Origin of the sequence: Shewanella sp. SM87, assembly GCF_025653705.1 — a bacterium.
GTDB classification, from domain to species: Bacteria; Pseudomonadota; Gammaproteobacteria; order Enterobacterales; family Shewanellaceae; genus Shewanella; species Shewanella oncorhynchi.
On record NZ_JAKKSC010000021.1, the window covers coordinates 61,080 to 87,543 of the forward strand.

Annotated in this window: 21 protein-coding genes; 4 read left to right on the forward strand and 17 right to left on the reverse strand. The window is 47.5% G+C overall.

The window, feature by feature from the left end; all coding sequences use genetic code 11:
• The first annotated feature begins 250 nt into the window (after nt 1-250).
• Nucleotides 251-1,783, forward strand: a complete 1,533-nt coding sequence (locus L5M11_RS16310; RefSeq protein WP_263192742.1) for a DUF3612 domain-containing protein — start codon at nt 251-253, stop codon at nt 1,781-1,783.
• A gap of 240 nt (nt 1,784-2,023) precedes the next feature.
• On the forward strand, nt 2,024-2,965 hold the full coding sequence (locus L5M11_RS16315; RefSeq protein WP_263192743.1) for a hypothetical protein: 942 nt from the start codon (nt 2,024-2,026) through the stop codon (nt 2,963-2,965).
• 480 nt (nt 2,966-3,445) lie between these two features.
• Here the strand turns inward: L5M11_RS16315 and L5M11_RS16320 are convergent, their stop codons facing one another.
• The 17 genes from L5M11_RS16320 to L5M11_RS16400 all read right to left on the reverse strand — a co-directional run bounded on the left by L5M11_RS16320 (nt 3,446) and on the right by L5M11_RS16400 (nt 23,818).
• The gene (locus L5M11_RS16320; RefSeq protein WP_263192744.1) at nt 3,446-3,772 is read right to left on the reverse strand and encodes a DUF3325 domain-containing protein; all 327 of its coding nucleotides are present in this window, start codon (nt 3,770-3,772) and stop codon (nt 3,446-3,448) included.
• Nucleotides 3,769-5,358, reverse strand: coding sequence for a PepSY-associated TM helix domain-containing protein (locus tag L5M11_RS16325; RefSeq protein WP_263192745.1), 1,590 nt, complete (start codon nt 5,356-5,358; stop codon nt 3,769-3,771). Before L5M11_RS16325 ends, L5M11_RS16320 begins: the two co-directional genes overlap by 4 nt.
• Complete coding sequence (locus tag L5M11_RS16330) at nt 5,355-5,723, reverse strand: hypothetical protein (RefSeq protein WP_263192746.1); 369 nt, start codon at nt 5,721-5,723, stop codon at nt 5,355-5,357. The genes L5M11_RS16325 and L5M11_RS16330 overlap by 4 nt, the downstream gene beginning before the upstream one ends.
• Nucleotides 5,716-8,883, reverse strand: coding sequence for an efflux RND transporter permease subunit (locus L5M11_RS16335; protein ID WP_263192747.1), 3,168 nt, complete (start codon nt 8,881-8,883; stop codon nt 5,716-5,718). Before L5M11_RS16335 ends, L5M11_RS16330 begins: the two co-directional genes overlap by 8 nt.
• 4 nt (nt 8,884-8,887) lie before the next feature.
• Nucleotides 8,888-9,937 (reverse strand): efflux RND transporter periplasmic adaptor subunit, encoded by a 1,050-nt coding sequence (locus tag L5M11_RS16340; protein ID WP_263192749.1) that lies wholly within the window; start codon nt 9,935-9,937, stop codon nt 8,888-8,890.
• 26 nt (nt 9,938-9,963) lie between these two features.
• Nucleotides 9,964-10,605, reverse strand: coding sequence for a DUF4198 domain-containing protein (locus L5M11_RS16345; RefSeq protein ID WP_263192750.1), 642 nt, complete (start codon nt 10,603-10,605; stop codon nt 9,964-9,966).
• 39 nt (nt 10,606-10,644) lie between these two features.
• Nucleotides 10,645-12,831 carry a TonB-dependent siderophore receptor gene (locus tag L5M11_RS16350; protein WP_263192752.1) on the reverse strand — a complete coding sequence of 729 codons (2,187 nt, stop codon included), beginning with the start codon at nt 12,829-12,831 and terminating at the stop codon, nt 10,645-10,647.
• Nucleotides 12,832-13,233: 402 nt separating this feature from the next.
• Nucleotides 13,234-14,481 (reverse strand): glutamate-5-semialdehyde dehydrogenase, encoded by a 1,248-nt coding sequence (locus L5M11_RS16355; RefSeq protein ID WP_263192753.1) that lies wholly within the window; start codon nt 14,479-14,481, stop codon nt 13,234-13,236.
• 48 nt (nt 14,482-14,529) lie between these two features.
• Nucleotides 14,530-15,630, reverse strand: coding sequence for a glutamate 5-kinase (proB, locus tag L5M11_RS16360; RefSeq protein WP_105250714.1), 1,101 nt, complete (start codon nt 15,628-15,630; stop codon nt 14,530-14,532).
• A gap of 11 nt (nt 15,631-15,641) precedes the next feature.
• On the reverse strand, nt 15,642-17,138 hold the full coding sequence (putP, locus tag L5M11_RS16365) for a sodium/proline symporter PutP (protein ID WP_263192755.1): 1,497 nt from the start codon (nt 17,136-17,138) through the stop codon (nt 15,642-15,644).
• Nucleotides 17,139-17,141: 3 nt separating this feature from the next.
• Nucleotides 17,142-17,318: a hypothetical protein gene (locus tag L5M11_RS16370; protein WP_263192756.1), complete on the reverse strand. Its 177-nt coding sequence runs from the start codon at nt 17,316-17,318 to the stop codon at nt 17,142-17,144.
• 163 nt (nt 17,319-17,481) lie between these two features.
• Nucleotides 17,482-19,548 (reverse strand): FUSC family protein, encoded by a 2,067-nt coding sequence (locus L5M11_RS16375; protein WP_263192758.1) that lies wholly within the window; start codon nt 19,546-19,548, stop codon nt 17,482-17,484.
• A gap of 5 nt (nt 19,549-19,553) precedes the next feature.
• The gene (locus L5M11_RS16380) at nt 19,554-20,417 is read right to left on the reverse strand and encodes an HlyD family secretion protein (RefSeq protein ID WP_263192760.1); all 864 of its coding nucleotides are present in this window, start codon (nt 20,415-20,417) and stop codon (nt 19,554-19,556) included.
• Nucleotides 20,418-20,423: 6 nt separating this feature from the next.
• On the reverse strand, nt 20,424-20,624 hold the full coding sequence (locus L5M11_RS16385; RefSeq protein ID WP_105250710.1) for a DUF1656 domain-containing protein: 201 nt from the start codon (nt 20,622-20,624) through the stop codon (nt 20,424-20,426).
• Between the two features lie 181 nt (nt 20,625-20,805).
• A complete protein-coding gene (gorA, locus tag L5M11_RS16390) occupies nt 20,806-22,161 on the reverse strand; it encodes a glutathione-disulfide reductase (RefSeq protein ID WP_113940197.1) in 1,356 nt (451 codons plus the stop codon).
• A gap of 146 nt (nt 22,162-22,307) precedes the next feature.
• Nucleotides 22,308-22,874 (reverse strand): hypothetical protein, encoded by a 567-nt coding sequence (locus tag L5M11_RS16395; RefSeq protein WP_219254464.1) that lies wholly within the window; start codon nt 22,872-22,874, stop codon nt 22,308-22,310.
• Between the two features lie 152 nt (nt 22,875-23,026).
• Nucleotides 23,027-23,818, reverse strand: coding sequence for a hypothetical protein (locus L5M11_RS16400; RefSeq protein WP_263192761.1), 792 nt, complete (start codon nt 23,816-23,818; stop codon nt 23,027-23,029).
• A gap of 268 nt (nt 23,819-24,086) precedes the next feature.
• Here L5M11_RS16400 and prlC point away from each other — a divergent pair, with 268 nt between their 5' ends.
• Entirely contained in the window at nt 24,087-26,126 is a 2,040-nt protein-coding gene (prlC, locus tag L5M11_RS16405) for an oligopeptidase A (protein ID WP_105250706.1), read from the forward strand.
• A gap of 159 nt (nt 26,127-26,285) precedes the next feature.
• Nucleotides 26,286-26,464, forward strand: a 179-nt coding sequence (locus tag L5M11_RS16410; protein ID WP_263185606.1) for a transposase domain-containing protein, incomplete at its 3' end; no start/stop codon positions are given.

Consider the following 26,464-nt stretch of genomic DNA (forward strand, 5'->3'; position numbering starts at 1 on the left):
GTTCCTCTCACTCTTTCAATTTAAAAAAATTCAGGGTTTTGATTTAACTTTTGGCTTATCAAAGTTTGTCTTCAATTTGGTTTGTCCGCTTTGAGTGCTTAGCCACTTTTAGTGGGAGTGGTTAAGCATTTCTTGTACTGGAATGGCTTAGCTTGTTCGCATTAGCCTTTCCTTGATTGCTTGATTTGTAGTCTAGTCTTTTTTTGACTACAATTTCACAATAAAAATTTTACACTGTGAATTTTACAAAATGCGCAATGACCAGAGCTTGATGAGAAAATCACATTTCCTAGGCACAAAAATACGTAACCTACGGAAACGTAATAATTTAACGATGGAAGATTTGTCAGCACGATGCATTCGAGTCGACGCCGGAAGTGCGCCCTCTGTGTCATATTTGTCGATGATCGAACGTGGCAAGCGTGTGCCGAGTGCCGGAATGCTGGCAGTCATCGCCGCAGTTTTTCAAAAAGACGCCGAATGGTTCTTAGACGATGTGCCCGAAGAAAACGCCATTACGCCAGACAAGGGCCGACGTGGTGGCATAAGTGGTATGGCACTTGAACCCAGTTTTTTGTTTTCCAATGATATTTTACAAATAGCGATACCTGAGATGCTGTCGCAAACAGGGATATCAGGTCGGCAGTTTGCCCATTTATTGATCCGCGCCCATCAAGAACACCATCAAAATCATTTCCCTGATCTTGAACGTGCCGCCGAAGAAGTCGGCCTCAAACGTATGCCCTTATCTCTGGACGATATGCTGGATATCGCTAAGGAAATGGGATTAAAAATCAAGTGGATAGATAGTACGCCGCAGGAAGTTATCGATGAAATGGGCGTGAGTTCGCGTCAGTTGATCACCTCATTTATTGAGCCGCCGAGCACGATTTATGTAAATAAAATCCTCAAAAATCGCCCCAACAGACTCAAATATGATTTAGCCGTGCACATAGGTCATTGCGTGTTGCATAACAAGGACGGCCTCAAGAGTGTGATGATCTCAGGCCGCAAATTAGAAGTGGATGAAGAGGCGGGTATGCAGTCCAATACCTTGAACGCGCAGGATATCTTGCATGCGTGGCGCGATTTTGAATCGAGCTTCTTCGCCGGTGCGCTGCTGTGTCCTAAAGTGCCTTATCGCCAATTACTCGACCGCCACGGTTATGAGATTGAAGTACACAAGCAACTGCAAGTGTCAGCTTCAGTCGCCATGCGGCGTATGACTGTCGTCTCTCCTTATCCCCATTGGCATTATTTCGATGCTTACGCACCGGGCAAGCTCAAAGCCGTTTACCGTGGTAACGGGATTCCACTGCCTTGGGGCAATATGCGACTAGTGGAAGACCCTTGTCAGCATTGGGCCGTCTTTAGGATGATCAGCGAGCCGACGGTCGGCACTTCGGCACAGATTTCGATTTTAAACGTCGGCAACGAACCACGCATTTACTGCTGCGAGTCGATTAAAGTCGAAGACTCGGCGGGCAACCCGCATGTTCTCTGTGCTGGCATAGATTTAAATCCAGCGATTGAAGCACAGGGTAAAGATGCCCTGTCTATCGCCCACGACCTGAAAGATGCCTGTGTCGCCAGCGGCGGTTCAGTCACTATTCCCAAACACATTAAAAGCGATCTGGTCAGCGTCGCAAAAATCCTCAATATCAACTGGATAGAACGCGGGATCAAAAACGATGCCCGCCTTATTTGCTCTCGCGGCGCCGTATGCCCACGTCAACCCAGCTGTTATCAAGCGGGTAAATCACAGTGTGATGGGGTGGAGTAAACTATGCCGCGAAGTTTTGCACAGGGTTTAGTAAATGGCTGCTATTAAGCACTCTCACTTCAGTGACACGCCACCTTTTTATTTTATAAGAAGTATCCCTGAGGGCTCGACGGCGGCATCTGCTGCATATGGATGTGCAAAATTTTAAATTTCCCAGTGTATCAGGGTAAAACTATCGCTTACCTTGACCAGAATATCCTCGATGTGTTTGTAAAGTTCGGCATGATAGATTTCGCACATATGTTAAAGGAAAACTTCCAGATCGTTTATTCTGATGAGACACTAAATGAGATAAAACGGTCTGGAGAATATGCGAATAAATTTTTGGATGTGTTAAACGATTTAAATGCATGCCATCTCAAACAGATGATGACAGATTCATTTGAACCAACAGATAAAGCTACTATTTCTAAAAAAGATTCATATTTAGCTTACAAGGAATACTGTGATCAATTACCTTTGTATCAGGAATTGCTTGGTTCAATGATGCAAACAGTATTTAAAATATATGGTGGTCGAAAAGGTGATAACTTTGAAGAGATCAATAGTGAGTTACTAGGAGCTTTTTCTAATCTTATGGTTCATCTTCATGAGCAAGCAGACACTCTAAACGATAGTAGCCCTAATTTAGCTTACATAATTAAAGATACTGCAAAAACTTCCTTGGAACACATGGATAGTGTTCTTAAGCAATCTGCATCATTGATGTCATCAAATGTGAACAATGAGGAAAACTGGTCAGGTGTAAGAGATTTCAGAAACGCTATGAATATTGGTCCAGTGGAGTTAAATAATATATCGCCTCCAAATGTTCTTGAAAAAATATGGGATTTATACAAGGACAAAGAAGAATATAAAAATTTAAATTGGACAGTAGACGATTTCTTCTTCCTAAAAGCAGACCTTATTTCACCTGGGAAGTCATTATTTAATTTTCAAAAAATTACATGTATATATAATCATCTTAATTTTATTGGTTATTATCCAGATTCTAAGACTTATAAAGAGCGTCGTTTTACTGCTGCGCTTAGCGATCAAGGGCATGCATCTATAGCTTCATTCACAGACGTAATATTCTCAAGAGATGAAAACTTTGTTAAAAAAACAAGAGCTGCATATGAGTACCTTGGAATTAAAACAGAGGTAATTTTGGTTACTTTAGATTTAAGAAATAAACCGTAAAATATTTAAGAGTAATTTGTAATGCGTGACACTTTGTCTTAATTGATCTAGTTGCTTAAGATCATTGTGCAAGTTTATAAATGTTGTTACTCATAAAGGGCTTTTGAGCGATGACCATTATAACTTCATTGAATCACCTGTCACTATGTATAGGGTTGAGTTAGAAATCGTTAGTAACAGGAATACACTGAAATTAACGAGATTAAGCGCTCGCGTGTAAGTGACCGTTGGCGGCATGGATGCCGCCGTCGAGCCTATAGGGATATATTCACGGCGAGTCACTGGAATGAGAGTGCTTAATCATTTCAGCGTCGCTTATTAATATGTTCGGTCTAGCATTTTACGGTGCGATTGGCTTCAATCAGAACCATTATCTAGCTAATGGTTAGCGGATAGCAGCATCAATTCCAGTAGTAAAAATTCCCTAAATCTTGTCTGTATTGAGCCTGATTGACGCCATTTGGTGTTTAAAATCATTGATTAATACAGCAAACCGAGCAAACACACTACGGTGCTGGCGGGTAATATGGGCTGTAACCAGCGTGGTTTGTAACTGAGTAAAATCACTAGAATTATCGAACTCAAACACACCCAGCCGAGCAGTAATACGCTGGCGTACGCTGGGCCGTAATGACGACTGGCAAGCCAATAGCACAGGACGAGCATTGCAGTACCAGCGGTGCGAAATCCGCGTGCCTGTGCATCGGTTAACGGGCGGTTACGCACGGCGCGGTGGTGGTTAAAATAAGATAAGGCCAACAGCCCCATGGCGATAAAACAGGTTAACAATTCGACTGTGGCTATCATGATTCAACTCCTAATTCTGCCGTCGCTTTGGTTACCCGTGTAGCCAGCACTTTTTTAGGGCTACGCAAGCGTTTGGCTGCCATGTAAAACAGCGCTGCAAGTCCGAGCATCATGAGATCAAATCCTGCGAGAACATAGGCTTGGCGCTGTAGATTGCTTATCAGCTGATACTGCGAAGTCATGGCGTTGAGCAGAGGTAGCAGGCCATAAAGCAAGGCGGTGAGTAAAAAAAGTCGTTGCCATGTTTGTTTGTCTCGTTTGAAGCAAGCGAGCAGTGCGACTAACGCCCAACTGATAAAGAAACAATGGATTTCCCAGTTTTCTCTATCCGCAAAGGTGACGGGTAAGAGTCGATTGGCATAAAAATAACAGGCTAGCGCAATGGGCAGGCCAGCAAAGGTGGCGAGATTCAACATGTTCACTAGCGTGAGCCCGCTATGATTCTTATCTTTTTTAAGCTGCTTTTGTGCCAGTTTATCGGCCCACATAATCGCGCCGCTGGCGATCATCACGCAGCCCGTTAATCCCGCCAGTAAATACAGTAAACGTAGGCCTTGGCCAGCAAAGCGACCACTGTGCAGGGCTATCATGGCACTTTGGGTTTGATTCGCTCCCGAAGTCACAGCCGACTGCGCCAACACTGCACCTGTCACAGTAGACAAGTGATACCAAGGCGCTTGCTGATTTAAGCTGTGCTCAGGGGCGATTTTGACTGTTACGCTGGCATTGCTGTCGTTGAGATTATCAAACTGCAAGCCTTCAAGTGGCGACTCACCCACGACACTGTGAATCGCACTGAGTAAACTCTGACTATCGAGCATAGTGGCTGGCGTGCCAGTGGCGACGGGAGTTTGGTAAATGGGTTTCCATTGCGAATAAAAGGCTTGAGTTTCATCACCATATTGCGTGTTAAGTCCCCATGGCATATACATAAACATCAAAGTCACTAGGCCGGTGTAAGTGATCATAAGATGAAAGGGCAATGCGAGAACTGAGCTGGCGACATGGGCATCTAACCAAGAGCGCGGGCCTTTTCCGGGGCGAAAACTAAAAAAATCCTTAAAAATACGTTTGTGGATCACTATCCCGCTGATGATGGCGACCAGCATGAACATAGTGCAAAAGCCGACAATCCAACGCGCCGTGAGCACACTCATGTAGTACAAGTCGAAATGCAGTCGATAGAGAAAGTCGCCCCCTCGGCTTTCCCGTGCTTTAGGTAAGGCTTCACCTGTCGCAGGGTTAATAAAGCCTTGATGATAATCACCAAATCGCTGGCCTTCAGCGGCGGGATCGCTCCATGCATAGGTCAGTAATGGCACCCGTTGTGTGGGTAAGTAAATCCACCATGACTCAGCGTCAGGCGCTTGTTGTGCCAAGGACGTGAGGCCATTGAGTATCAATTGTTGATTATCCGCATTGGCATCATATTGGCTGCCGTGGTTTTCGGGTTGCATCCACAGGTTGATTTCAGCACGGTAATAGGCCGCTGTTCCGGCGAAAAAAACCAGAAACAACACCCAGCATGTGAGCAATCCAACCCAAGTGTGTAGCCAAGTCATTGAACGAAAAAAGGAGTCTTTCATAATCCACTCCCTTGAACACTTGTAACATCAAACGCTTTAGCGGCGAGGTAAGCTAAATACAGCAGACCGCTAAGCGCGAATAAATCCAGCCAGTATCGCCATGTTGATTTAACGCTGAACACCCAAATCACGGCGCAGGTGTATACAGTAAATGACAGCATCATGGCGGTTAACACCCGATCAACCTGAGATAACGGCAGGATTTGTGCGAGCAAAATAGTCGCTACCGCACTTAACAAATAGCCACCAAAGGTTGCTGCGAGGCAGCGATTGCCTATGTGCAGGCTATCGTTCCAGATGGCTGACGTTTTCCAGCGCATCAGTCTTTGTGTTAACGGAGGAGTTATGTTGGTTTTTTCAGTCATGATGGTGTGCCACTTCTGCTGAATTTGTCTTGTGGGTGCGGGATAGCACAGAGATTAACAGGGCGGGTAAAAAGGTTAAGCTGAGTAGCGTTGCCACGATGAGGCCTGCCAATACCACTATGCCAACGCCGCGGTAGAGTTCGCTGCCAGCACCGGGGAATAACACCAGAGGCAATAAGCCAAACAAGGTCGTCGCGGTAGACATTAGAATCGGTCGTAATCGACTGGCGACGGCAGATTTTACGGCTTCAACGACACCAAACTGACCCGATTGCAGGTTTTTACGGCTCTGTTCCACGATCAAAATCGGGTTGTTAACGACAGTGCCGAGTAGGATTAGAAATCCAAGCATAGTAATCATATCAAAGGGTTGGTGCCAACCTTGGCCGCCAAGATACGTAAATAAGCTGCCAGTATAATTAAGCGCTTGTAAGCCGACTAAACCGCCCGCAAGTCCGAGCGGGATAGTGATCAGCACAAATAACGGATAACCCCAGTGATTAAAAATCGCGACTAATAACAAGTAGATGATCAACACGGCGACCAGAAAATTGCTGGAGAGTGCCGCTTTCGTCGCTTCGAGCTGATCGGCTGCGCCCGAAATATCCAAACTGACATCTTTGCCGACAGCACCCTGTTGAAAGAGGATGGGGACTAATTCTTCCCGCACCTTAGCCACAGCGGTTTCTAACGCAATGGAACGCGGCGGAATAATGTAAAGAGTCACGGTTCTGCGGCCATCGACGCGGCGTAAACTGTCGCTATCCATTTGCTCACTAATGTCGGCCAAGGCTTGCAGTGGCAGTACATTACCCTTAGGCGTGACTATCGGCGCGAGTGCTAATTGCGACAGACTCTGTTGATTGCCTGCCAGACTAAATAGAAAGATATCCACCTTGTTATCATTGAGGAAAAACTCGTCGACATAGGCGCCATCGCTCAGTGCCGAAACTGCATAGCCAAACTCGCTGCCGCTAAAATCTTGTTCTACAAGACGTTGCCAGCGAGGGGAAATCTGCCACAGCGGTTGATCTAGCGACAAGGTCGATGGGTCTGAATACAGCTGTGGTTCGGCAAATACTTTTTCCGCCGCTTGATACGCCGCTTCTGCAGCACGATAGAGGCTGGCTTGATTTGGGCCAGAAATATCCAAGGCGACAGCGCGGGTGCCACCATCGTTGCTGGAAATAATGGATCCCCGCGATGAATAGGCGCGCATGCCAGGATATTGCTCAAACAAGGCGGTGAGTGAGCTCATCATGGCATCCATATCTTGGCTGCGAACGGGCTCGCTCATCACCCAAATACTGCCGACACCCACGCTGAGGGTATAGTATTTTAGCGGCGGGATCTTTTGCTCACCACGTTCAAAGGATGCCGCCTCGGCATTGACTCTCGCGGATAGCTGAGTCGTTAATTCTTCAGCAATTTTAGCCATTTCCGATAGGTTGTAACCCGGCGGTGCGACCATAGAAGTAAAGGCTTTTGGTTCTTCGCCTTCGGGTAAATATTCGGCCGGAGGCATAAGCCAAGCCGCAAGCCCGATCGTCGAGACGAGTGACAGCACAATCACAAAGGTGCGGCGTCTTGCCGACAGTACAAGTTGGCTGACTAAGCTCAATATGCGTGATGCTTTGGGGGGCTCACTTTGGTTTGTCTGCGCCAAGTGCATCTTACCGAAACCAAAACGGGCAATAGCGGCGGGTACGATGAACACCGCGACCAGCATAGAAGCGATAATGGATGAAGCGATGGCAATCGCGATATCCGAGTACAGTTGTCCCGCTTCTTGTTTGATAAATAGAATGGGTACAAACACTAGTACTGTGGTGAGCGTCGAGGCCAGTACCGCAGGCCACACATCGTAGATACCACTTATGGCTGCTTTGAGACGATCTAATCCGCGTCTGCGCGCTTGTTCAATGCTTTCGAGCACCACAATGCTGTTATCGACCGTCATGCCTATGGCAAAGGCAACACCCGCCAATGAAATGACATTAATGGTGCGATCAAACACCAGCAGCCCGACGAAGGCGGCTAAGGTACACAGCGGAATACCGATAACACCAATCAGGGTGGCTCGATTCGAGCGCAAGAAGAGGTACATGACCAAGGTTGCCAGTAAGGCACCTAGACCTAAATTCACCCAGACATTTTCAACTGAATCTTGCACATAGCGCACATCATCACTGAATAACTCTAACTGCATGGCGTGCTGGGCGAGTTGATTTTGATTGATCTGCGCTATCACTGGCATCATGGCATCTTTGATGGCGATAACGTTAGAACCGACATCCCGTTTGACCGCTAAGCTGAGGGTACGTTCTTGTTCGGCAAAGGACAGTTCTCGGATCTCGGCGTGGTCGAGTTTTATCTCGGCAACGTCTTGCAGCAGAATATTCGTATTACCTTGGCGTTTTAAAATCAGTTGCTTAAGTTGATTTAAATCCTCAAAACGGCCAATTACCCGCAGTAAATAACGTTTTTTACCACTGTCGATATCGCCCGCAGAAGTGTCCTTGTTGCGATCTCGAATGGCTTGGCGCACGTCCATAATGCTGATGCCACGTTGGGCGAGTTTGGCGGGATCGAGCCGTATTTGAATTTGCCGTTCAGCGCCGCCTTGAATAGTGACGGAGGAAACGCCTTTGACGCGCTCCATTTGTGGGCGAATAAAGTCGTTAGCGAAATCGCGCATCATGTCTATGTCTAGATTCAGCGGGTTCCCCGCGACAGGCACGAGGCGGAAATACATGAAAGCGTTGTCTGAATATGAACTGCTGTAAAGCCTTGGTTGATCGACGTTTTCAGGGTAGGACGATACTTGGCTGAGCGCATTGCTAACACGAATAAGCGCGTCGCTTATCTCAGTGCTTTGGGGGAATTCGAGTTCTATCCATGCCGAACCCGTATCAGCCCAAGATGTCATGCGTTGTAAGTTGGGCAGGGTGCGCAGGTAGCGTTCCTGCTCAAGTAGAATTTCTTTTTCGACGTCTTGCGGTGTTGCCCCCGGCCAACCTGTGGCCACGCTGATGGTGCGCACATCTAAGTCGGGGATCATTTGGATTGGGATACGCAGTGCGGCAGCCGTGCCCAATACGCAAAATATCAAGACGATGACCGACAGTAAGGTGCCATGTTTAATTCCAAACTTCAGCATCTCACTAACCTCCTACTGCAGAGTTGAGTACAGAGACTGGCTGTTGGTCTTGTAGGCTTTCGTTACCGCGGATCACTACGGGCGCGTCTTTAGGTAATGGGCTAAGGATTTCAATCCCGATGGCACTCGTATGGCCCACTTGAACGGTATGCCGTTGGGCTATGTTGTTTTGCACGGTAAAAACACTGAACTGGCCGTCCGGGTGACGGACTAGCGCATCTTGCGGCACGACAACACTGTGTTGCGCCCGCTGTAAGTGGAAGGTCGCAGTGGCCGATGTGCCGGGCATCAAAAGTCCACTCGCATCAGGAATGGTTAAGCGCACCAAGAAGCTGCGAGCATTGTGGTCGCTCACGGGGACGAGTGCATTCACATGGCCGATAAACTGCTGTTCAGGCAGCATATCTGCGGCAATATCGACTTGAGTTGCAGTGGCTATGTTTTGGAACATTTCCTGTGGGACTTGAATATCGAGCCAGAGCTGTTCTTGGGATACTAAGGTGAAGATTTCAGTGCCGACATTGACCCATTCACCGGTTTCAGTTTGTTTGCTTGAAATCACTCCCGCAAACGGCGCGATCAGTTGGTGGCGGGCGACCACCTCTTTTTGGTGTGCTAATGCCGCCGTTAAACTCTGCAGATTAGCTTCGGCTTCGGTTAACGCCGCTTGACGAATCGCGCGCTCAGTTTCGGGAAATAATTGCTGAGAACTGAGTGTTTGCGCTTCGGTGAGGAGTCGCTGCTTTTCTGCCAGCATGGTCTTAGCGGCCATTACATCGGCCTGACGCTGTGCTAATTGGTGTATGGCTAAGGTGTCATCGAGTGCGAGCAAAGGCTGGCCAGCGGTAACGTTAGAGCCCGCATCGACCAGCACTTTGGCGACTAGGCCATCGGTACGTGCAGATAAGCGGGCTACCCGTGCGGATTTAATGGAGCCACTGAGTGGCAAAAGTTCATTGGTACTGCCTGTTTGGGGCAAGGCGACTGTTACAGGTGCTGTGCTTGCGTGGACTGCAGAACACAGCATGTATAAACCTATCATTAAATAACGCACGTTAACTCCATCTCATTATAAGATTATTACTGAGTGATAAAACTCGTGGTGGTGATGTGTAAAACGCTATCAACCTCGTTGCCTGCGAGTGTTTGTTTACCTTCTGTGGTGTGATTACTGACGAGTAAGTAGCGGCCCGCATCTGGGGTATCGAGGGCGAATTTACCTTGGGCATCGGTGGTGAAAGATTTACTCCAAAAACCGGGGCGATAAACTTGTACTGGATGATTCACCAGTGGTGCGCCTTTATAGCTAAGTACAAACTCGGGAACGCCTGACTTTACTGGCGTAAATTCAAAATCTTGCAGCGCTTTTGTGTGTTCTTGTCCCGTGCGGGCATAGAGTATTGCGGCTTGTAGTCCAGTCTCGGTTTTCCATGGTTGCCACGCGGTATCGGCATAGAAACTGACATCACTTTTGCCATCTTGGGTTTTGACCAGTAGATGATCGGCCTGCGCTGTGGCGGTTAACGGTGTCTTGGCATTGGCGGCGAAAATACGCGCCGCGCTTAACGATGCTAACTCTTCTGCCGAAGCCTGCTCTGAACCCGGTTCGCCAAATTGCACTTTAACCGAACCATCGTTATTACGCTCAAGCCATACTTCATGTGCTTGAGCCGAAAAAGCGATACCGCCGAGTAAAGTGAGTATTACAAGTGCTTGTTTCATTTGATCATCCTTAATGTTATTTCGGGTTAGGGCTATGTTTTAAAGCGTCCAACGTAGTGATAGTGTGGCATTACGTGGCTCGCCAAAGTCGGCGTAACCCCAGAGTGAACGGTTGTAGTTCTTGTCGAAAATATTGTTAATGTTCAATTGCATAGAAATAGAAGGTGTGATTTGGTAGCCAAACATTAAGTCAACGAGTGAGTAGGCTGATTGTGTTTGGCGGTAAGCCACATTCGGCGCGCCATCGACACCCCAAATAGTGCCTTGATAGAAGGTGCTGCTCTGCCAGCGCCAGCTCGCACCTGCAGTAATGCCTGGCAGAATATCTTCAAAGTTATATTTAGTGGTGAGTTTGAAGATATCTTCGGGCAGATAAGTTTGACGACGTAGGCCATCTTTATCTTCTGCATTGTTGTGGGTATAACCACCGCTGATATCCCATAAGTCGGTAAGACGTCCGGCTATTTCTAACTCATAGCCCTTGGTGGTAATCCCATCCACACTTTCGTAGATAGAGTCACCGGAAGGTAGCTGACCTTTACCTGCATACTCGGGTTCGTTGTCTTTATTGGTTTCGTAGATGGCAGCTGACATGTTTAGCGTGTCATCGAACAACGCGACCTTGACGCCGCCTTCGACGTTTGTGCCTTCTGCAGGTTCGAGCAGTTGGCCATCTTCACCAAAATAGGTGCCAGGTTTGAAGATTTCAGTACGGCTAGCGTAGACAGCGATCTGCTCGGTCACATCGTAGACTAGGCCGTAGTAGGGGATGAAAATACCGGTTTTTTCCATGGTTGCATCTGTGCTGTTACCCACGAGATCATGCTTTTCATAGGACCAGTTACTTACGCGTCCACCGACCATTAATTTCAGTGAATCCAACACATTGACACGGACAGTGCCGTAAACACCCGATTGGCTTTGTTCATTGGTTTGGCCATTGGTGGGGGAATTAGGAATATTAGGCTTGGGGTAATTGCCCTGATCCGCGACGTTATAGCGACGTTGGGGGGCGGAGTTCGTGTTGATGTTATCGAACTCGTTGTCACCATAGTTAAAACCGATCACAGCGCTATGTTCACGGCCGAGTAAGTCGAAGTTACCCGTTGCATACAGGTTGAAACTGTTGGTATCGGATTCACGATCATGTTGGGCTGCATAGGTATCGCCCCAAGGGCCAACAAATTCGCCGGTTGATTTGACGATATAATCGCCTGGGTAAAAGGCCAATGCGTCTATGGTGGCGTTGGCGATACGATAGGCACTGACGAGTGACCAGTCGTTATCGAATCTATGTTTAAATTCGGCCATGAGACTCTTTTGGGTCACGTCCCAATGGGTCCAGTCCTGTGAGCTAGAGTAGCTGCGGCCAAAATCGACAGCTGTGCCATCGGTATAAAATGCGGGATTAGAGTTCCAGTTATACACACCGTCGGTTTGTGATTTTTGATAGTCCGCAAACAGCGACAAGCTAGTATCGGTACTTAGACTCGTTTCAACTACGCCATAGAGCACTGTGGTATCGCGCTGATAGCGATCGATAAAAGAATCGCCTTTCTTCACCGCACTGACGAATCGACCTTTCACATTGCCCGAATCCGTTAGCCAGCCAGAAACATCGGCTTCTAATCTATAGGTATTCCATGAGCCATAACTCGCACTTGCCGTGGCGCGGGTGTCATCCGTTGGACGTTTACGAATAAAATTAACCGTGGCAGAAGGTTCACCTAAACCACTTAAGATCCCAGCCGCACCTTTTAATACTTCAACCCGTTCGGCAATCACAGGGTCTAAACCTTGATCAATTGAGCCGCTGTAAACATGGGATGAAGAGGTCGTGATTAAGCCGTCAATTTGCACCCCGCTGTCTAGTGCATAGCCGCGCACGAATATCTGACTATTTTCAGAGGCATCGCCCACCATAGTGACGCCAGGAGTGTGATTTAACACTGACTCCATAGTGACCAAACCTTTGTCACTGATCATCTCTTCGGTAATCAAAGTGACGCTTTGTGGGGTTTCTTGGAGTGACATAGACAAACCCGTGGCGCTATTCATTGCCGCGCGGGTGTATGTTCCTACCACGTTCAATCTTTCTATCTGTTCTGTATCTTTTTTCTCATCTTGCTTAGGGTCAGTATTGGCTTGAACCGTCAGAGTAAGTGTGCTGAGAAGTACAGGGATCAATGGCGAGCGCCAAGACGTTAAAACAGATAGGGGAGGCATGGTATTTCAATCCTTTCAGGCGATTTCAGATTAAATAATGATTGGTGATCCTGAGTGCAAACAAAGTGTTTAGGTGCAAATGAGAATCGATCGCATGATAGGTTTGTTTAAAATAAATGCAATATGCTCAATGTGTAAATTGTTTAAGCTGGGTTGTAACTTATTGGCGAATAGCTTGTCAGCGAGCTGTGATAAGCCGTCGCAGTGGGATCTGCACTTTTAGCGCATGCCTTACTATAACTCGGTTTCAGGGCATTGACTGGGAACTCAGGCTGTTGTGGTTCGAGTCAATTTAGCCAACAAAAAGGCCACAGTCGTTACTGACTGTGGCCTTTAATCTTTACAATTGAATCGAAATCCAACGGACTTGTTAAGCCTAAAAGTGTGATTTACAGCTTAGGTTTACGCCCGCACTTGGCCTGTGCCTGAGACTAAATACTTCTCAGCGGTCAAGGATTCGAGTCCCATTGGGCCATAGGCATGTAGCTTAGAGGTCGCGATGCCGATTTCTGCTCCAAGGCCGAGTTCGCTGCCGTCGGAGAAGCGCGAAGAGGCATTGACCATTACCACAGAAGCATCGACCGCACGTTGGAAGTGTACGGCAGTGACTTCGTTTTCGGTGCAAATCACTTCGGTGTGCTGGCTACCAAAACGGGCAATATGTTGGATAGCATGGTCAAAGTGATCGACTTGGCGAATGGCAATTTCGAGATCTAAATACTCTTGGCCGAAATCGTCTTCTTCCATATACGTACAGTTTTCGAAGTAGCCACCGGCTTGAGTACAAGCGTTGATTTTAACCTTATGCTCGGCCAGCGCTTTGGCTACTTTAGGCAGGAATTGCGAGGCAATTTCTTGGTGTACTAATAGGGCTTCGAGGGCATTACATACGCCAGTGCGCTGGGTTTTACCATTGAGCAGTAAGTCCATAGCAATATCCAGATCGGCATCTTTATCGACGTATAAATGACACACGCCTTTAAAATGCTGGATCACTGGGATTTTACTGTTGTCAGTCACAAAGTTAATCAAGCCTTCACCGCCGCGGGGAATGATCACATCGATATAATCTCGTTGCTGCAGCAGTTCTAGCATGAGGGCGCGATCTGGGTCGGGCACTACTGTGATTAACGCCTCGGGCAAGCCGTATTGTTTCAATACGCTTTGCAAAATCGTGGCGATAATTTTACTGCTGTGCAGCGCCTCTTTACCACCGCGCAGGATCACGGCATTACCGGATTTAAAGCACAGGGCACCCGCATCGGCGGTGACATTGGGGCGCGCTTCATAAATCATACAAACCACGCCTAAGGGAACGCGCATCTTACTGATGGATAAACCATTAGGTCGTTGACCAATATAGCGTTCGTTGCCAATGGGATCGGGTAAGGCGGCGATGGCTTCAATGCCTACCGCCATAGCTTCTATACGCTCTGGTGTTAGCGTTAATCGGTCGAGCATGGCTGGGCCGACGTTATCGGCTGTTGCTCTGTGTAGGTCAATTAAGTTAGCGCTTTGGATTTCGTAGGACTTTTCGCGTAATGAGCGTGCCATATCGAGGAGTACAGTATTTTTAAGCTGTTCGTCAACTTGGGCGAGAATAAGAGCCGCTTTGGCAGCTTCTTTAGATAAGTTTTTGATTAAAGTCATATTTACTCCGCTTAGATGTTTACTCGCTTAGTTTTATTCGGCTGATGCTTATTCGAGAATGGCGATGTTTTTCTCGGAAATAATCGGTCCAGTCTTTTGCTGAAATTCACTGGCAAACTCGCGATCGTCTTGGTCTGTGATAAAGCTAAGTAAACAACTGCTGTAATTGGATTTGGCCTTTGCCAATTTAGTGCCATCGTCTTTGCGTACTAAAATGGTGTCACCGACAGAAAAGTCCCCATTGATGGCAACGACATCGTCACTGGTCAATTGCTCGCTATGGATATCAAGGGCGATATTAAAGTCATTTTCAACAATGACTTCGCCTTGAGCCTGCGAGGTATGTGTCATCCAGTGCAAGTGATCCTGCATTGGCTTCTCATCGGGGGTAAATAAGGTTCCTGGGTTTTGGCCCTTCAACAATTGGTTGAATGAGTCGGCATCAAAACCATTGATAATAAAGGTTTCGATCCCGTGGGAAATCGCCTTCTTGGCGGCTTGTATTTTAGTCCGCATTCCACCCGTACCGACGGCACTGCTGGCGCCGCCTGCCATGGCGTAGATCTCGGCATTAATCTCGGTCACCTGCTTGATAAGCTGTGCATCGGGATATTCATGGGGGTTTTGTGTGTAAAGCCCATTCACATCCGAACAGATAATCAGCGTATCGGCATCGGCCGCCGCGGCGACCATGGCCGAGAGATTATCGTTATCGCCAACTTTGAGCTTGTCGGCGGTGACGGCATCGTTCTCGTTGATGATAGGCAATAGCCCATGTTCGAGTAGGCTGAAAATCGTGTCTTTAATACTAATGTAACGATCTCGATTGCGTAAATCACCGTGGGTTAACAGTAGCTGTGCGGTTGGGAAATCGAATAACTTGTTCCATGTGGCCATCATATCGGCCTGACCAGCTGCAGCCATGGCTTTCTTCACTGTGACGCTCGGTTTATCAACCTCGCCAAAGTGATGCCATCCTGCAGCGACTGAGCCCGAAGAGACCAAGACAACTTGGATCCCTTGGGCACGACAATAAGTAATAAATTGGGCAATGCCGAGTAAGTAGTGGCTGCTGCAACCTTGTTTGTGTGGAGCAATCAGGGCACTACCTACCTTAACGACAATGCGTTTCCAGGGTAAGTCAGTCATACCTGCGCGCCTCATCTGTCTTCGGCTAAAACACGGCCAGCCTTATGGAATAATTTAGTGGTTTTGGCACAGGGATCAGTATCGAGTAACGAGACTATCCAAATCACCACACTGCTCACGGCAAAGCCGGGGATCATCTCATACACCACTGTGGTTAAAGCTTTACCGTCAGCAAGTACTGGTGCATAAATCCAAAACAGCACTGTGGCTGCACCTGACACTATGCCGGCAATCGCGGCTTTGTGGGTTAAGTTAGCTTTATACAAGCTAAACAAGACTAACGGACCGAAGGCTGCACCGAATCCTGCCCATGCATTACTCACCAATGACAGCACACTGCTAGAGCGGTCAAGCGCCAGTAGACTTGCGACAATTGCCACGCCAGCTACGCCAAAACGTCCCATTTTCACCATGTCTTTTTCGCTAGATTCTTTCTTCGACATCACGCGATAGATATCTTCCGTTAGCGAGCTTGATGACACTAATAGTTGCGATGAAATGGTGCTCATGATCGCGGCCAGAATTGCGGCTAATAAGAAGCCACTAATGATCGGATGGAACAACAACTCAGAAAACACAATAAAGATGGTTTCAGGATCGGTCAGCTTCATGCCAAATTTATTGGCGTAAGCGATACCGACAAGACCTGTTGCCAGTGCACCCACAATGGTCACTGTCATCCAGCCCATACCTATGTGTCTGGCGGTTTTAATGTCAGCGACTGAACGAATTGCCATAAAGCGCACAATAATATGCGGTTGGCCAAAGTAACCGAGTCCCCAAGATAAGCTTGAGATAAGCCCTAACATAGTGACGTTTTGCATGGCATCGGTGAAGTGTGGAATCGATTGATACGCAAAGTTCAGCATAGTGTCAGCGCTGGTAAACTCTTGATATGCCACCACAGGCACTAAGATTAAAGCGACAAACATGATACAGCCTTGGACAAAGTCAGTGAGGCTCACTGCTAAGAATCCGCCCAACAAGGTATAAGAAACCACTACGCCGAGGGTGACGACTAAACCTATATCGTAGTTCAGGCCGAATGCTGACTCAAATAACTTACCGCCAGCCACTAAACCCGCTGAGGTATACAAGGTAAAGAAGATCACAATGATCACGGCCGAGATAATTCGGATACTGCTGTTGGCATTGCCGAAGCGTTTAGCAAAAAACTCCGGGATAGTAAGGGCGTTATCCGCGACTTCGGTATAGACCCTTAATTTGGGTGCAACGACCAAGTAATTAATTAGAGCACCAATCAATAGTCCAAGTGCGATGTAAATGGTTTCGAAACCAACCAAAAACATTGCGCCGGGAAGACCCATTAGCATCCAGCCACTCATGTCAGATGCACCCGCTGAGAGTGCGGTGACCTGTGGGCTCACCTTGCGGCCGCCCAAAATATAGCCGGATACATCGCTGGTGGATTTTTTATAGGCGAATAAGCCAATAGCAAGCATGGCGATAAAGTAAATCGCTAAGGAAACGTAAGCCAGGTAATTCATGGGTTATTTGTCTCCTAACGCTTTGTTATTTTGAATAATACTCGGTTTCAAAATGACAAAGAGATAGGTGCTTAATATTGCGCATAAACACATAAACTGCATTGTTTCCTTGGCGTGTAATCGGGTAAAGCTTGCTGCTTGCGAGATAAGATTTTCCTCTGGTGGGTTCTCCGTAGACATAATTGCTCCTTGGTTGATAATTGAATTTATATCACCAATATAGTTAGTGATCTAATTATATTAAGGCATTTTATCGGCCAAATATCAAGCTTCTATTGGATTTAAATGGTTTTGGCGGCGGTGCGAGAGTGGCTTTGGGGGCGGAAAATAATTTGAGAACTGACTATTTTTCAGAGGTGTTTTTCTGCTCGGCGATACTGTGGGCGGTACGTTCGAAGGTTAAGGTGATGCGTTCAAACATCCCAGTAATCAGAGTGAATTGTTCGTGGGGTAACGGGCATTGCGCCAGCGCTTGTAATAAGGCTTCGCTGCTGGTGTTAAACTCTTCTGCGACTTGGCCGTGGGCGCAGGCGATAAATGCCTGACCTAAATTGTATTGCCAGAGGTTGAGTGCATTTTCTAAGTCCGAGTGCGTATCTGATATCCCCTGCAACATGCGTCGCATTCGAATCGACACATGGCCTAGATTCAGTGCAGTGAACACCAGATCGGTAAATACCCTCGAACTCTTGCCCGAGCCTTTTTCGTAACTGGCTATCCGCAGCAGTCGATCGCCCATGCGGGCGTTAAACCAAGGCTCAGGATCGTCATGCTGCGCGATATGCACTAGATCTTTTTGGATGGATTGCAGCAGACGATATTGCATCAGCCGCTGGCTCGGTTCGGTAATCAATTTAAACAACCAATACAGCACAGTAACGCCAACAAAAATCGCTAAGGCATTGCTGACAGTGTTTTCTATCGCAAATGAAATGGTGTTACTGGGCTGTACTAATACCGCAAACGGCACGCAAATCCCAAGACCATAGGGCAAGGTCGGTCGATTCGCTAAGGCGAGTAGCCCAATAAAAAAGGGGCCTGCGAGCACTAAAATGAGGATTTCGAAATCGCCGCTACTCTCTGCCAGCAAAGGTAAAGCGTAAAACACTGTGAGGGGTACAGCGATAGTGATACCGACAAGAATACGGCGCAAAATCGTGGTTAGCATCGGCAGTGGCTGGCGCGCCATCATGATGGAAAAAACCACAGGCATCAGGATCATCATGAGTACCGCGCTCGACCCTGTGCCGATCCACAGCGAAGCCCCAATGACAAATACCGCCATGCTGCGTAGACCGGTCGTAAACCCTATCAGTGGATCTCGGTGAAATTCCATTGGCGGCGCGTTGAGTTGTACCGCAGAATTGCTTGTCAGTACGTTATAACTCTTGAGCACCATGATCAGATCGGCGCTTAACTCCATCGCAACTTTGAGTAAGCGAGTCTCTAATGGGGTTCGGTCGCGGTATTGCATCAGGTTTTGCTGGAGTTGATACCTTAGGGTACGCGCCATTTTGTAGCATTCTTGGTCATCAGTGGATTGCGCCATCAGGGTAAAACTGCTGCGCATATTGGCTAAGGTTTTCGCGAGCGGTTCGCTGACCAGATGGGAATGATTACGTTGTAGTCGGCCAAATATTTGGATTGCCGCCAACAGCGAAAGGGTTTTATTGCAGAGAAAGTTCGCCGCATGGCTCTGCCCGCGACCTTCGGGACCTTCATAAATCACCGCGCTGGAGTCGTCACTCAGCGCCGATACTGATTCCATAATAGTGTCGATATGTTCATGGCGGCTCGCATGTACGCCCTGTAAATCTAGTTCTAATGCAAGATAGTTAAGCGTTTGATTAATTGTGTTTTTAGCATGCAGTTGCAGGCCATGTTTTACCTTAGTCGGCCAAAGTAGCGAACTGACCAAGACGGCACAAATTGCGCCGACGATAATTTCGCTGATCCTCGCCTGCGCCACATCGAATATTTTTGCACTATCGGCTGTGCTCGGGCTCGCCATCACAATGAGCACTATCAAGCAGGCTGTCATGCCCGCCATAGCAAAGGCATAGACAAAGTTTTGTTGGCGCACCATGGCCGACAACCCAGAATTTAACCCTATCCAGCAGGCGAGTAATCCTAAGGCGAGTTCGGGATAGGGCGTAAACCCGTTGAGTATGGCAATCCCCGCGAGCGCGCCGACTAAGGTGCCGCCGATTTGGCATAAGCCCTTTTCGATCACGAGCCCGCTTTCAGGGCGGATTTGCAGAAATACCGCCGACACCAGCGCCCAATATGGTCGTTCTAGATTTAAGAACATGGCCACATATAAGGCGAGCGCCATCGAGATCACGCCTTTAATCGCGAAGATGAGGGTTCGTCGGTCAGGAAAAAATAAACTCTTCAGTAACAGCGTCATAATGACTATTTGTCAGTCTGTAGCTGGATGGAAACTGTCATGCCGACGCTCAGCTCTATGTCCTTAGGAATGCTGTCTAGCTGGATATCGACCGGAATACGTTGTGACAATCTCACCCAATTAAAGGTTTGGCCGATTTGCGGTAATAACTGCCCATTAGCGGTGACATTGGTATTGGCAATCGCCTTACCTATGCTGACCACTTTGCCGTGCAAGACATGGCCACCACTCATCAGGCTGACATCGGCGTTTTGACCTATGTGAACCAAGGGGATTTTGGTTTCTTCAAAATACCCTGTGATATAGAGAGAGTCTTGTTTGACGAGCGAAAATACTGAGTTGCCTTTGCTGACATAGTTGCCATTACGCAGGCTTAAATTGATCAGGGTGCCATTTTCGGGAGCGTGAATTTGCGTCCGCGCTAAGTCAATTTTGGCGGTATTCAATTGTGCCTGTGCGAGTTCATAACTGGTTCTTGCCAGTTCGGTATTGATAAAGGCTTCGTCGAAGGTTTCTTTGCTGACTAAGTTGGCGTTGGTCAAACCAATACGGCGTTTGTATTTATGTTTTGCCAGTTCCCATGCTAATTTTTGGCTTTCCGCTTTGGCATTCAATTCGGCAATGGTGGCTTTGTAGCGGGTATCGTCCACTGTGAACAATACATCACCTTTATTAACGATTTGATTGTCTTTTACATTCAGTTGGTTCACCCAACCGGATACATCTGGCGCTATGGTAATTATTTCGGCGCGAACTCGGCCGTCGCGGGTCCAAGGAGAATAAAGGTAGTGCGACCATATCCAATGTCCGGCGATACCTGCAATCGCGACCACAATAAGGGTGAGGCTGATACGAAAGATTTTTCCCATGAACAATCAACTCCCAAGCAAGTAAATGACCAAAGCCAGATAGCAGATAAACAGCCCAACTTCGAACCAAGCTGCGCGCCACAGCTTGTGATAGAGCCCAGTTTGATAGAGTACCCAGCGAGTGATGCAGGAAAGCAGAAAAGCTAAGGGGATAAAGATAATTAATGGACTAAATAACAAACCATCGAACGCGAGTTCTTTAAGCATTACGCTATTCATCCCGATGACAGTGGCGCAGCGATAACCGCACTAAGTGTTTAAAATGCAAAGTACTCAGTCGAGATTATAGGAAAGTCGCGTGAGAGTTAATGGTTTTATGCTATCTGTGATCAATTAGGGCCAGCATAAGCTGGCCCTAAATATGATGAAATCAAAGCGAAAATCGCTTCTACCTCATGGTAACAAACTCTTCCGCGCCAGTTGGGTGGATAGCAACGACCGCATCGAAATCGGCCTTAGTCGCGCCCATTTTCATGGCGACGCCGAAACCTTGAAGGATTTCGTCCATACCAAAACCAATACCATGAATACCAACGACTTTTTCGTCCTTGCCAGCGCAGACTAACTTCATCTTACAGGCTTGGCGATGGGCCGTAACGGCGGTGTACATGGAGGTAAACGTCGACGTATACACTTTGACGTTATCGTCGCCGTATTGAGTACGGGCCTCAGGTTCGGTCAAGCCCATAGTGCCGATAGGCGGATGGCTGAATACAACGGTTGGGATCAGGTTGTAATCCATTTTGGCATCTGTCATACCGTTAAATAAACGCTCAGATAACAAACGGCCCGCTTTAACCGCAACAGGGGTGAGCTCTACGCCGCCCGCCATAATGTCGCCGACACAGTAAATCCCTTTGTGAGTCGTATTTTGCTGCTCGTCAGTGATGACATAGCCTTTGCTATCTAATTGCACTTCGGTGTTTTCTAAGCCGATATTGCCTGTTGCAGGTGAGCGGCCAATTGCCCAAATCAAGCAATCGACTGTAATGCTTTCACCGTTTTCTAAGTTTAATGTCAGGCTGTCATCGGCATTTTTAACCACGGCTTTTGGCACACTATGGGTGTGCAATGTTGGGCCTTCGGTTGCCATCGCATCGACGAGAGCATCGACTAAGATGGGGTCAAAGTTACGCAGCGGCGCATGTTTACGCACTAATAAGTGAGTTTCACTGCCCAGAGCGTGTAACACGCCAGCGACTTCTACGGCGATATAACCCGCGCCAACAACGGCAACGCGCTTAGGTTGCTCGCGTAGGGCGAAGAAACCATCGGAGTCGATACCGTATTGCGCGCCAGGAATGTTCGGAATCGTCGGTGCGCCGCCAGTGGCGATAAGGATGTGATCGGCGGTGTAATGTTCGCCGTCCACTTCGATGGTGTTGCCATCCACAAAACGGCCGTAGCCATTTAACAGCGTCACTTTGTTGTTGGCAAAACCACGGCCATAGGCATCGTGAATACGACCAATGTAGGCTTCGCGGTTTTCGACCAAAGTGTTCCAATCGAATTTATTAACAGTGACGTCGAAACCATAATCTTTGGCGTAAAGGTTCATCGCTTCGGCAACATGGGCGCCATACCACATGACTTTTTTGGGTACACAACCTACGTTTACACAGGTGCCACCCACGTGTTTGGCTTCGATGAGTAGAACCTTAGCACCACGCATTGCCGCTCGGTTTGCTGAGGCGATACCGCCGCTGCCTGCACCTAGGCAGATATAGTCAAAATGTTGAGCCATGAGTTTCTCCGTCTTACTTCAAGGATGAGATGCTTTACAGCAGAAGGTCATTGTAGGGGGCTTTGCGGTAACAGACCAGCCTATTGCATCACTAACGTATAAGGCATTGCTTTTAATAAAAATACTCCTAAAGTTGCATTCAGTTGTTATCGCGTGGCTGTTTCGCGGCGATATTGGCACTTAGAGTGATCGTTTTGAGCTGGGCCTTCTGCACCACATTTCAAACATTGCCACTCCTTTTGGCGGGCGCTGAGTTCATCGGCTTGATGCTTAGCAGCGTTATCTTGTTTGTCGCCGAGTAGGGACTCTAGCTGATCCATACGTTTATCGAGCCAACGGCAGTTAGGATCATTGGCGACATGTGCACGACTGGCGAGCTGTTGCTTGCGACTGAGTTTTTTACTCTTAGCGGCTTTGTTCGATTGAGTGGCTTTAGTTGATTTAGTGGTTTTGGATGGCTCTGCGGGTGTAACAGTGGGGGGCGAATACTCGAACGCACTTTGCACTTGGTTAGGCACATTAATCGGCTTGCCCTCATTGTCGAGTAAAGTGCCTAGGGGCAAAGGCGCGGTTTGTGTCGGTTGTGCTAAGGATTCTAGACTCGGTTCAGGTTCAGATACCTGTTGCGCATTAGTCGAGCTTGTCACTTGGATAAAAAGCAGGGGCAAGGTAATGACAGCGGTTCGGATAAGATAGAAATGATGCGTTAACATTCCCTGTTCCTCGGCAAAATCGATGTGAATAGTGAGTCGCTCCGTCGACATTTTGAGTTTAGTTAGTGAGCTTTGTTTTTGCCAAATGTTGCGGGATAAATTGACTGAGGAAGGTTGTAATACGGCGCTAGAAACACAGGGCTAAAACGACATTAAAACGTTACCGCAAAGTGGATGCCAGCATAGGTTTGATCCTGTGAACTTATATCGCCATTGGCTGAGGCTTCTTGCTCAATATCACTCTGGGCAATGCTGTGGCTAATGTGTCCGCTAATACTCATGCTTGGGGTCAGTTGATAATTCGCTTCGAGGCCAAACTGCAGGTTATTACTGCCATCGTGTTCTTCTGTGCGGTATTTAAAATCAAACCCTTGAGTGATATAGGGCGTGAGGCTGAACTGGTCTGTGATATTCCAATAACTGTGCAAACTCACTTCAACAAAGTAGCCTGCCGCTTCTGTGGAATAGACATAACTCACCGATGGTACCAACCAATTTGTGGCGCTGTAGGCGAGTTCTGCAAATAGCTCGTTATCTTGGCAGCGGCTATTGCTATAGCCTTCAATGCGCTGATATCCCAGATTGGCCTCTAGGTTTTCGGCTAAGTCGAACCCATATTCAAGGCCGATATTCCACTCTGTATAGGCTTGGCTATCACCGCGTCCGACTAAGGCATAAGTGGTTAAGTTGCCGTGTTGAACAGCAGCATTGAGCCAATAAATACCCCCATTTTGCAAGTTATTGCGACCCTGTGAGACATATTTGCTGTCCCAACCTAAATCCAGCGTCACCGCCAAAGGTTCTGTTATCTGGCGGGGTAATATGGTGTTTGAAATACTATCGACTTGTTCTAGGCCCTCATTAGCAACTGCGTTGTGACTAAGGCAGTTGATCCCTAATGTGCAGAGGACGCTGGCGATAAGTTTCACTGAGTGTGTTGCCATATTTTTACTGATTTTGGTCGAGGTACGTTAGTTATGCAGATAATACCTTGCCCACATACAAACATTAATGCGAATTGATTCGATTTGCGATCGAGATTGCAACAATGTGTAGGTAAATAAAACGTAAATCCTAAATGCGAACTAGTTCACTTTTTTCAAGGGAAATAGGGTTAAGTAAGGCGTTCGAAGGGGACAATCGGTTTTCTCGCCTTGATAAATAGGCCATTAGCCCTTATTTATAACAGATACAGATTGTTGAGGAGTCAATATGAGCAACCCTTTGCTTAGCGGCGCAAAATTACCGCTTTTTTCACAGATTAAACCGGAACATATTCAAGTCGCCGTTGAGCATGCCATTGCTCAGTGCCGCACTAAGATTGATGAAGTGCTGCAGAACCAAGGTCCTTTTACGTGGGACAACTTGGTCGCGCCATTAGAACAGGTTGACGATGAGCTAAGCCAAATTTGGTCGCCAGTTTCTCATATGAATTCAGTGACTAGCACAGATGAGTGGCGTGCCGCCCATGATGCTTGTTTACCTCTTTTATCGGAATACGGCACTTACGTTGGTCAACACCAAGGTTTGTATCAAGCCTATAAAGCGCTGCGAGCATCCAATGAATTTGCACAATTGAGCCAAGCCCAGCAGATGGTGATAGAGCACAGCCTGCGCGACTTTGAACTATCGGGTATTGGCTTAGATGACGCGCAAAAAGTGCGTTATGGCGAGATTGTAAAACGTCTTTCTGAACTCACCAGTGGTTTTTCGAATCAATTACTGGATGCGACGCAAGCTTGGACTAAGTTGATCACTGATGAAGCTGAGCTTGCTGGTTTGCCTGAGTCTGCCAAAGCCGCCGCTAAAGCGATGGCGCAGTCGCGTGAGCTAGAAGGTTGGTTATTTACCTTAGATTTCCCCTCTTATCTACCCGTCATGACCTACAGCGAAAACCGCAGTCTTAGGGAAGAATGCTACCGTGCGTTTGTCACTCGCGCTTCAGATCAAGGTCCCAATGCCGGAGAGTTTGATAACAGCCCGCTGATGGACGAAATTCTTGCTTTGCGCCACGAACTCGCATTGTTACTCGGTTTTGACAGTTTTGCTGACAAATCTCTGGCGACGAAAATGGCTGAAACGCCGGCGCAGGTGATGGCATTTTTAAATGAGTTAGCGCTGCGCTCAAAGGATCAAGCTAAGGCAGAACTGGCTGAGCTGAGAGCGTTTGCCGAGGCCGAATATGGCGTGACTGAAATGGCCTCTTGGGACTTAAGTTTCTATGCTGAGAAGTTGCAGCAGCATAAGTATGAGATTTCACAGGAAATCCTGCGTCCGTATTTCCCCGAAGATAAAGTGCTCTCGGGTTTGTTCTACACAGTATCGCGTTTGTTCGGCCTTAAAATCCTTGAGCAAAAGGATTTTGACCGATGGCATAAAGACGTGCGTTTCTTCGATATTTTCGACGAAACTGACGAACACAGAGGTAGCTTCTACCTCGATTTATATGCCCGCACAGGTAAACGTGGTGGTGCTTGGATGGATGACTGCCGTGTGCGCCGTCAAACCGCCAATGGATTACAAAAGCCAGTGGCATATTTGACCTGTAACTTTAATGGTCCGGTCGATGGCAAACCTGCGCTGTTTACCCATGATGAAGTGACAACCCTGTTCCATGAATTTGGCCATGGTATCCACCACATGCTGACCAAAATCGATGTTGCAGGCGTGTCGGGTATCAATGGTGTGCCTTGGGATGCGGTCGAGTTACCAAGTCAATTTATGGAAAACTGGTGTTGGCAGGAAGAAGCCTTAGCCGAAATTTCTGGCCACTTTGAAACCGGTGAACCATTACCTAAAGCCTTATTAGATAAAATGCTGGCGGCGAAAAACTTCCAGTCTGGCATGATGATGCTGCGCCAACTCGAGTTCTCGTTGTTCGATTTTAGAATGCACCACGAATACGACCCAGCTAAAGGCGCGCGCATTCAAGAAACCTTAGACGAAGTGCGTCGTCAGGTGGCCGTATTAACGCCGCCGGATTTTAACCGTTTCCAACATGGGTTTGCCCATATTTTTGCGGGCGGTTATGCCGCAGGTTATTACAGCTATAAATGGGCTGAAGTGCTGTCGGCGGATGCGTTTTCCCGTTTCGAAGAGGAAGGTATTTTCAACCCTGAAACGGGTCGTCGCTTCCTGCACAATATCCTCGAAATGGGTGGTTCAGCCGAGCCTATGGACTTATTCAAACAGTTTATGGGACGCGAGCCGAATATCGATGCCCTGTTAAGACATTCAGGCATTGCTGCATAAGCAATTGTGAGTTTTGATAAATCAGCCCATTTTAATGGGATGATTATCTGAGGTATTTAGCTTAATCGAACGATAAAAAGACGCCCTAGGGCGTAATGCCGATCAGTTAAGACAGATCGCTTGACGATCTCGCTGAAAAGATCAAAATCCGATGACCTCATGTCATCGGATTTTTTTATGCAACTCTCAGAAGCACTCGCCCGTACTCATATTACCCGCCTAACCGAATTCACCTGCTTAGCAGATGTGTTAGAACCTGAGTTAATTCAATCTTGCCTAGACTCTCAGGGCGTTGCGACGTTAAGACGGCGTAAATTGCCGATGGACGCGATGATTTG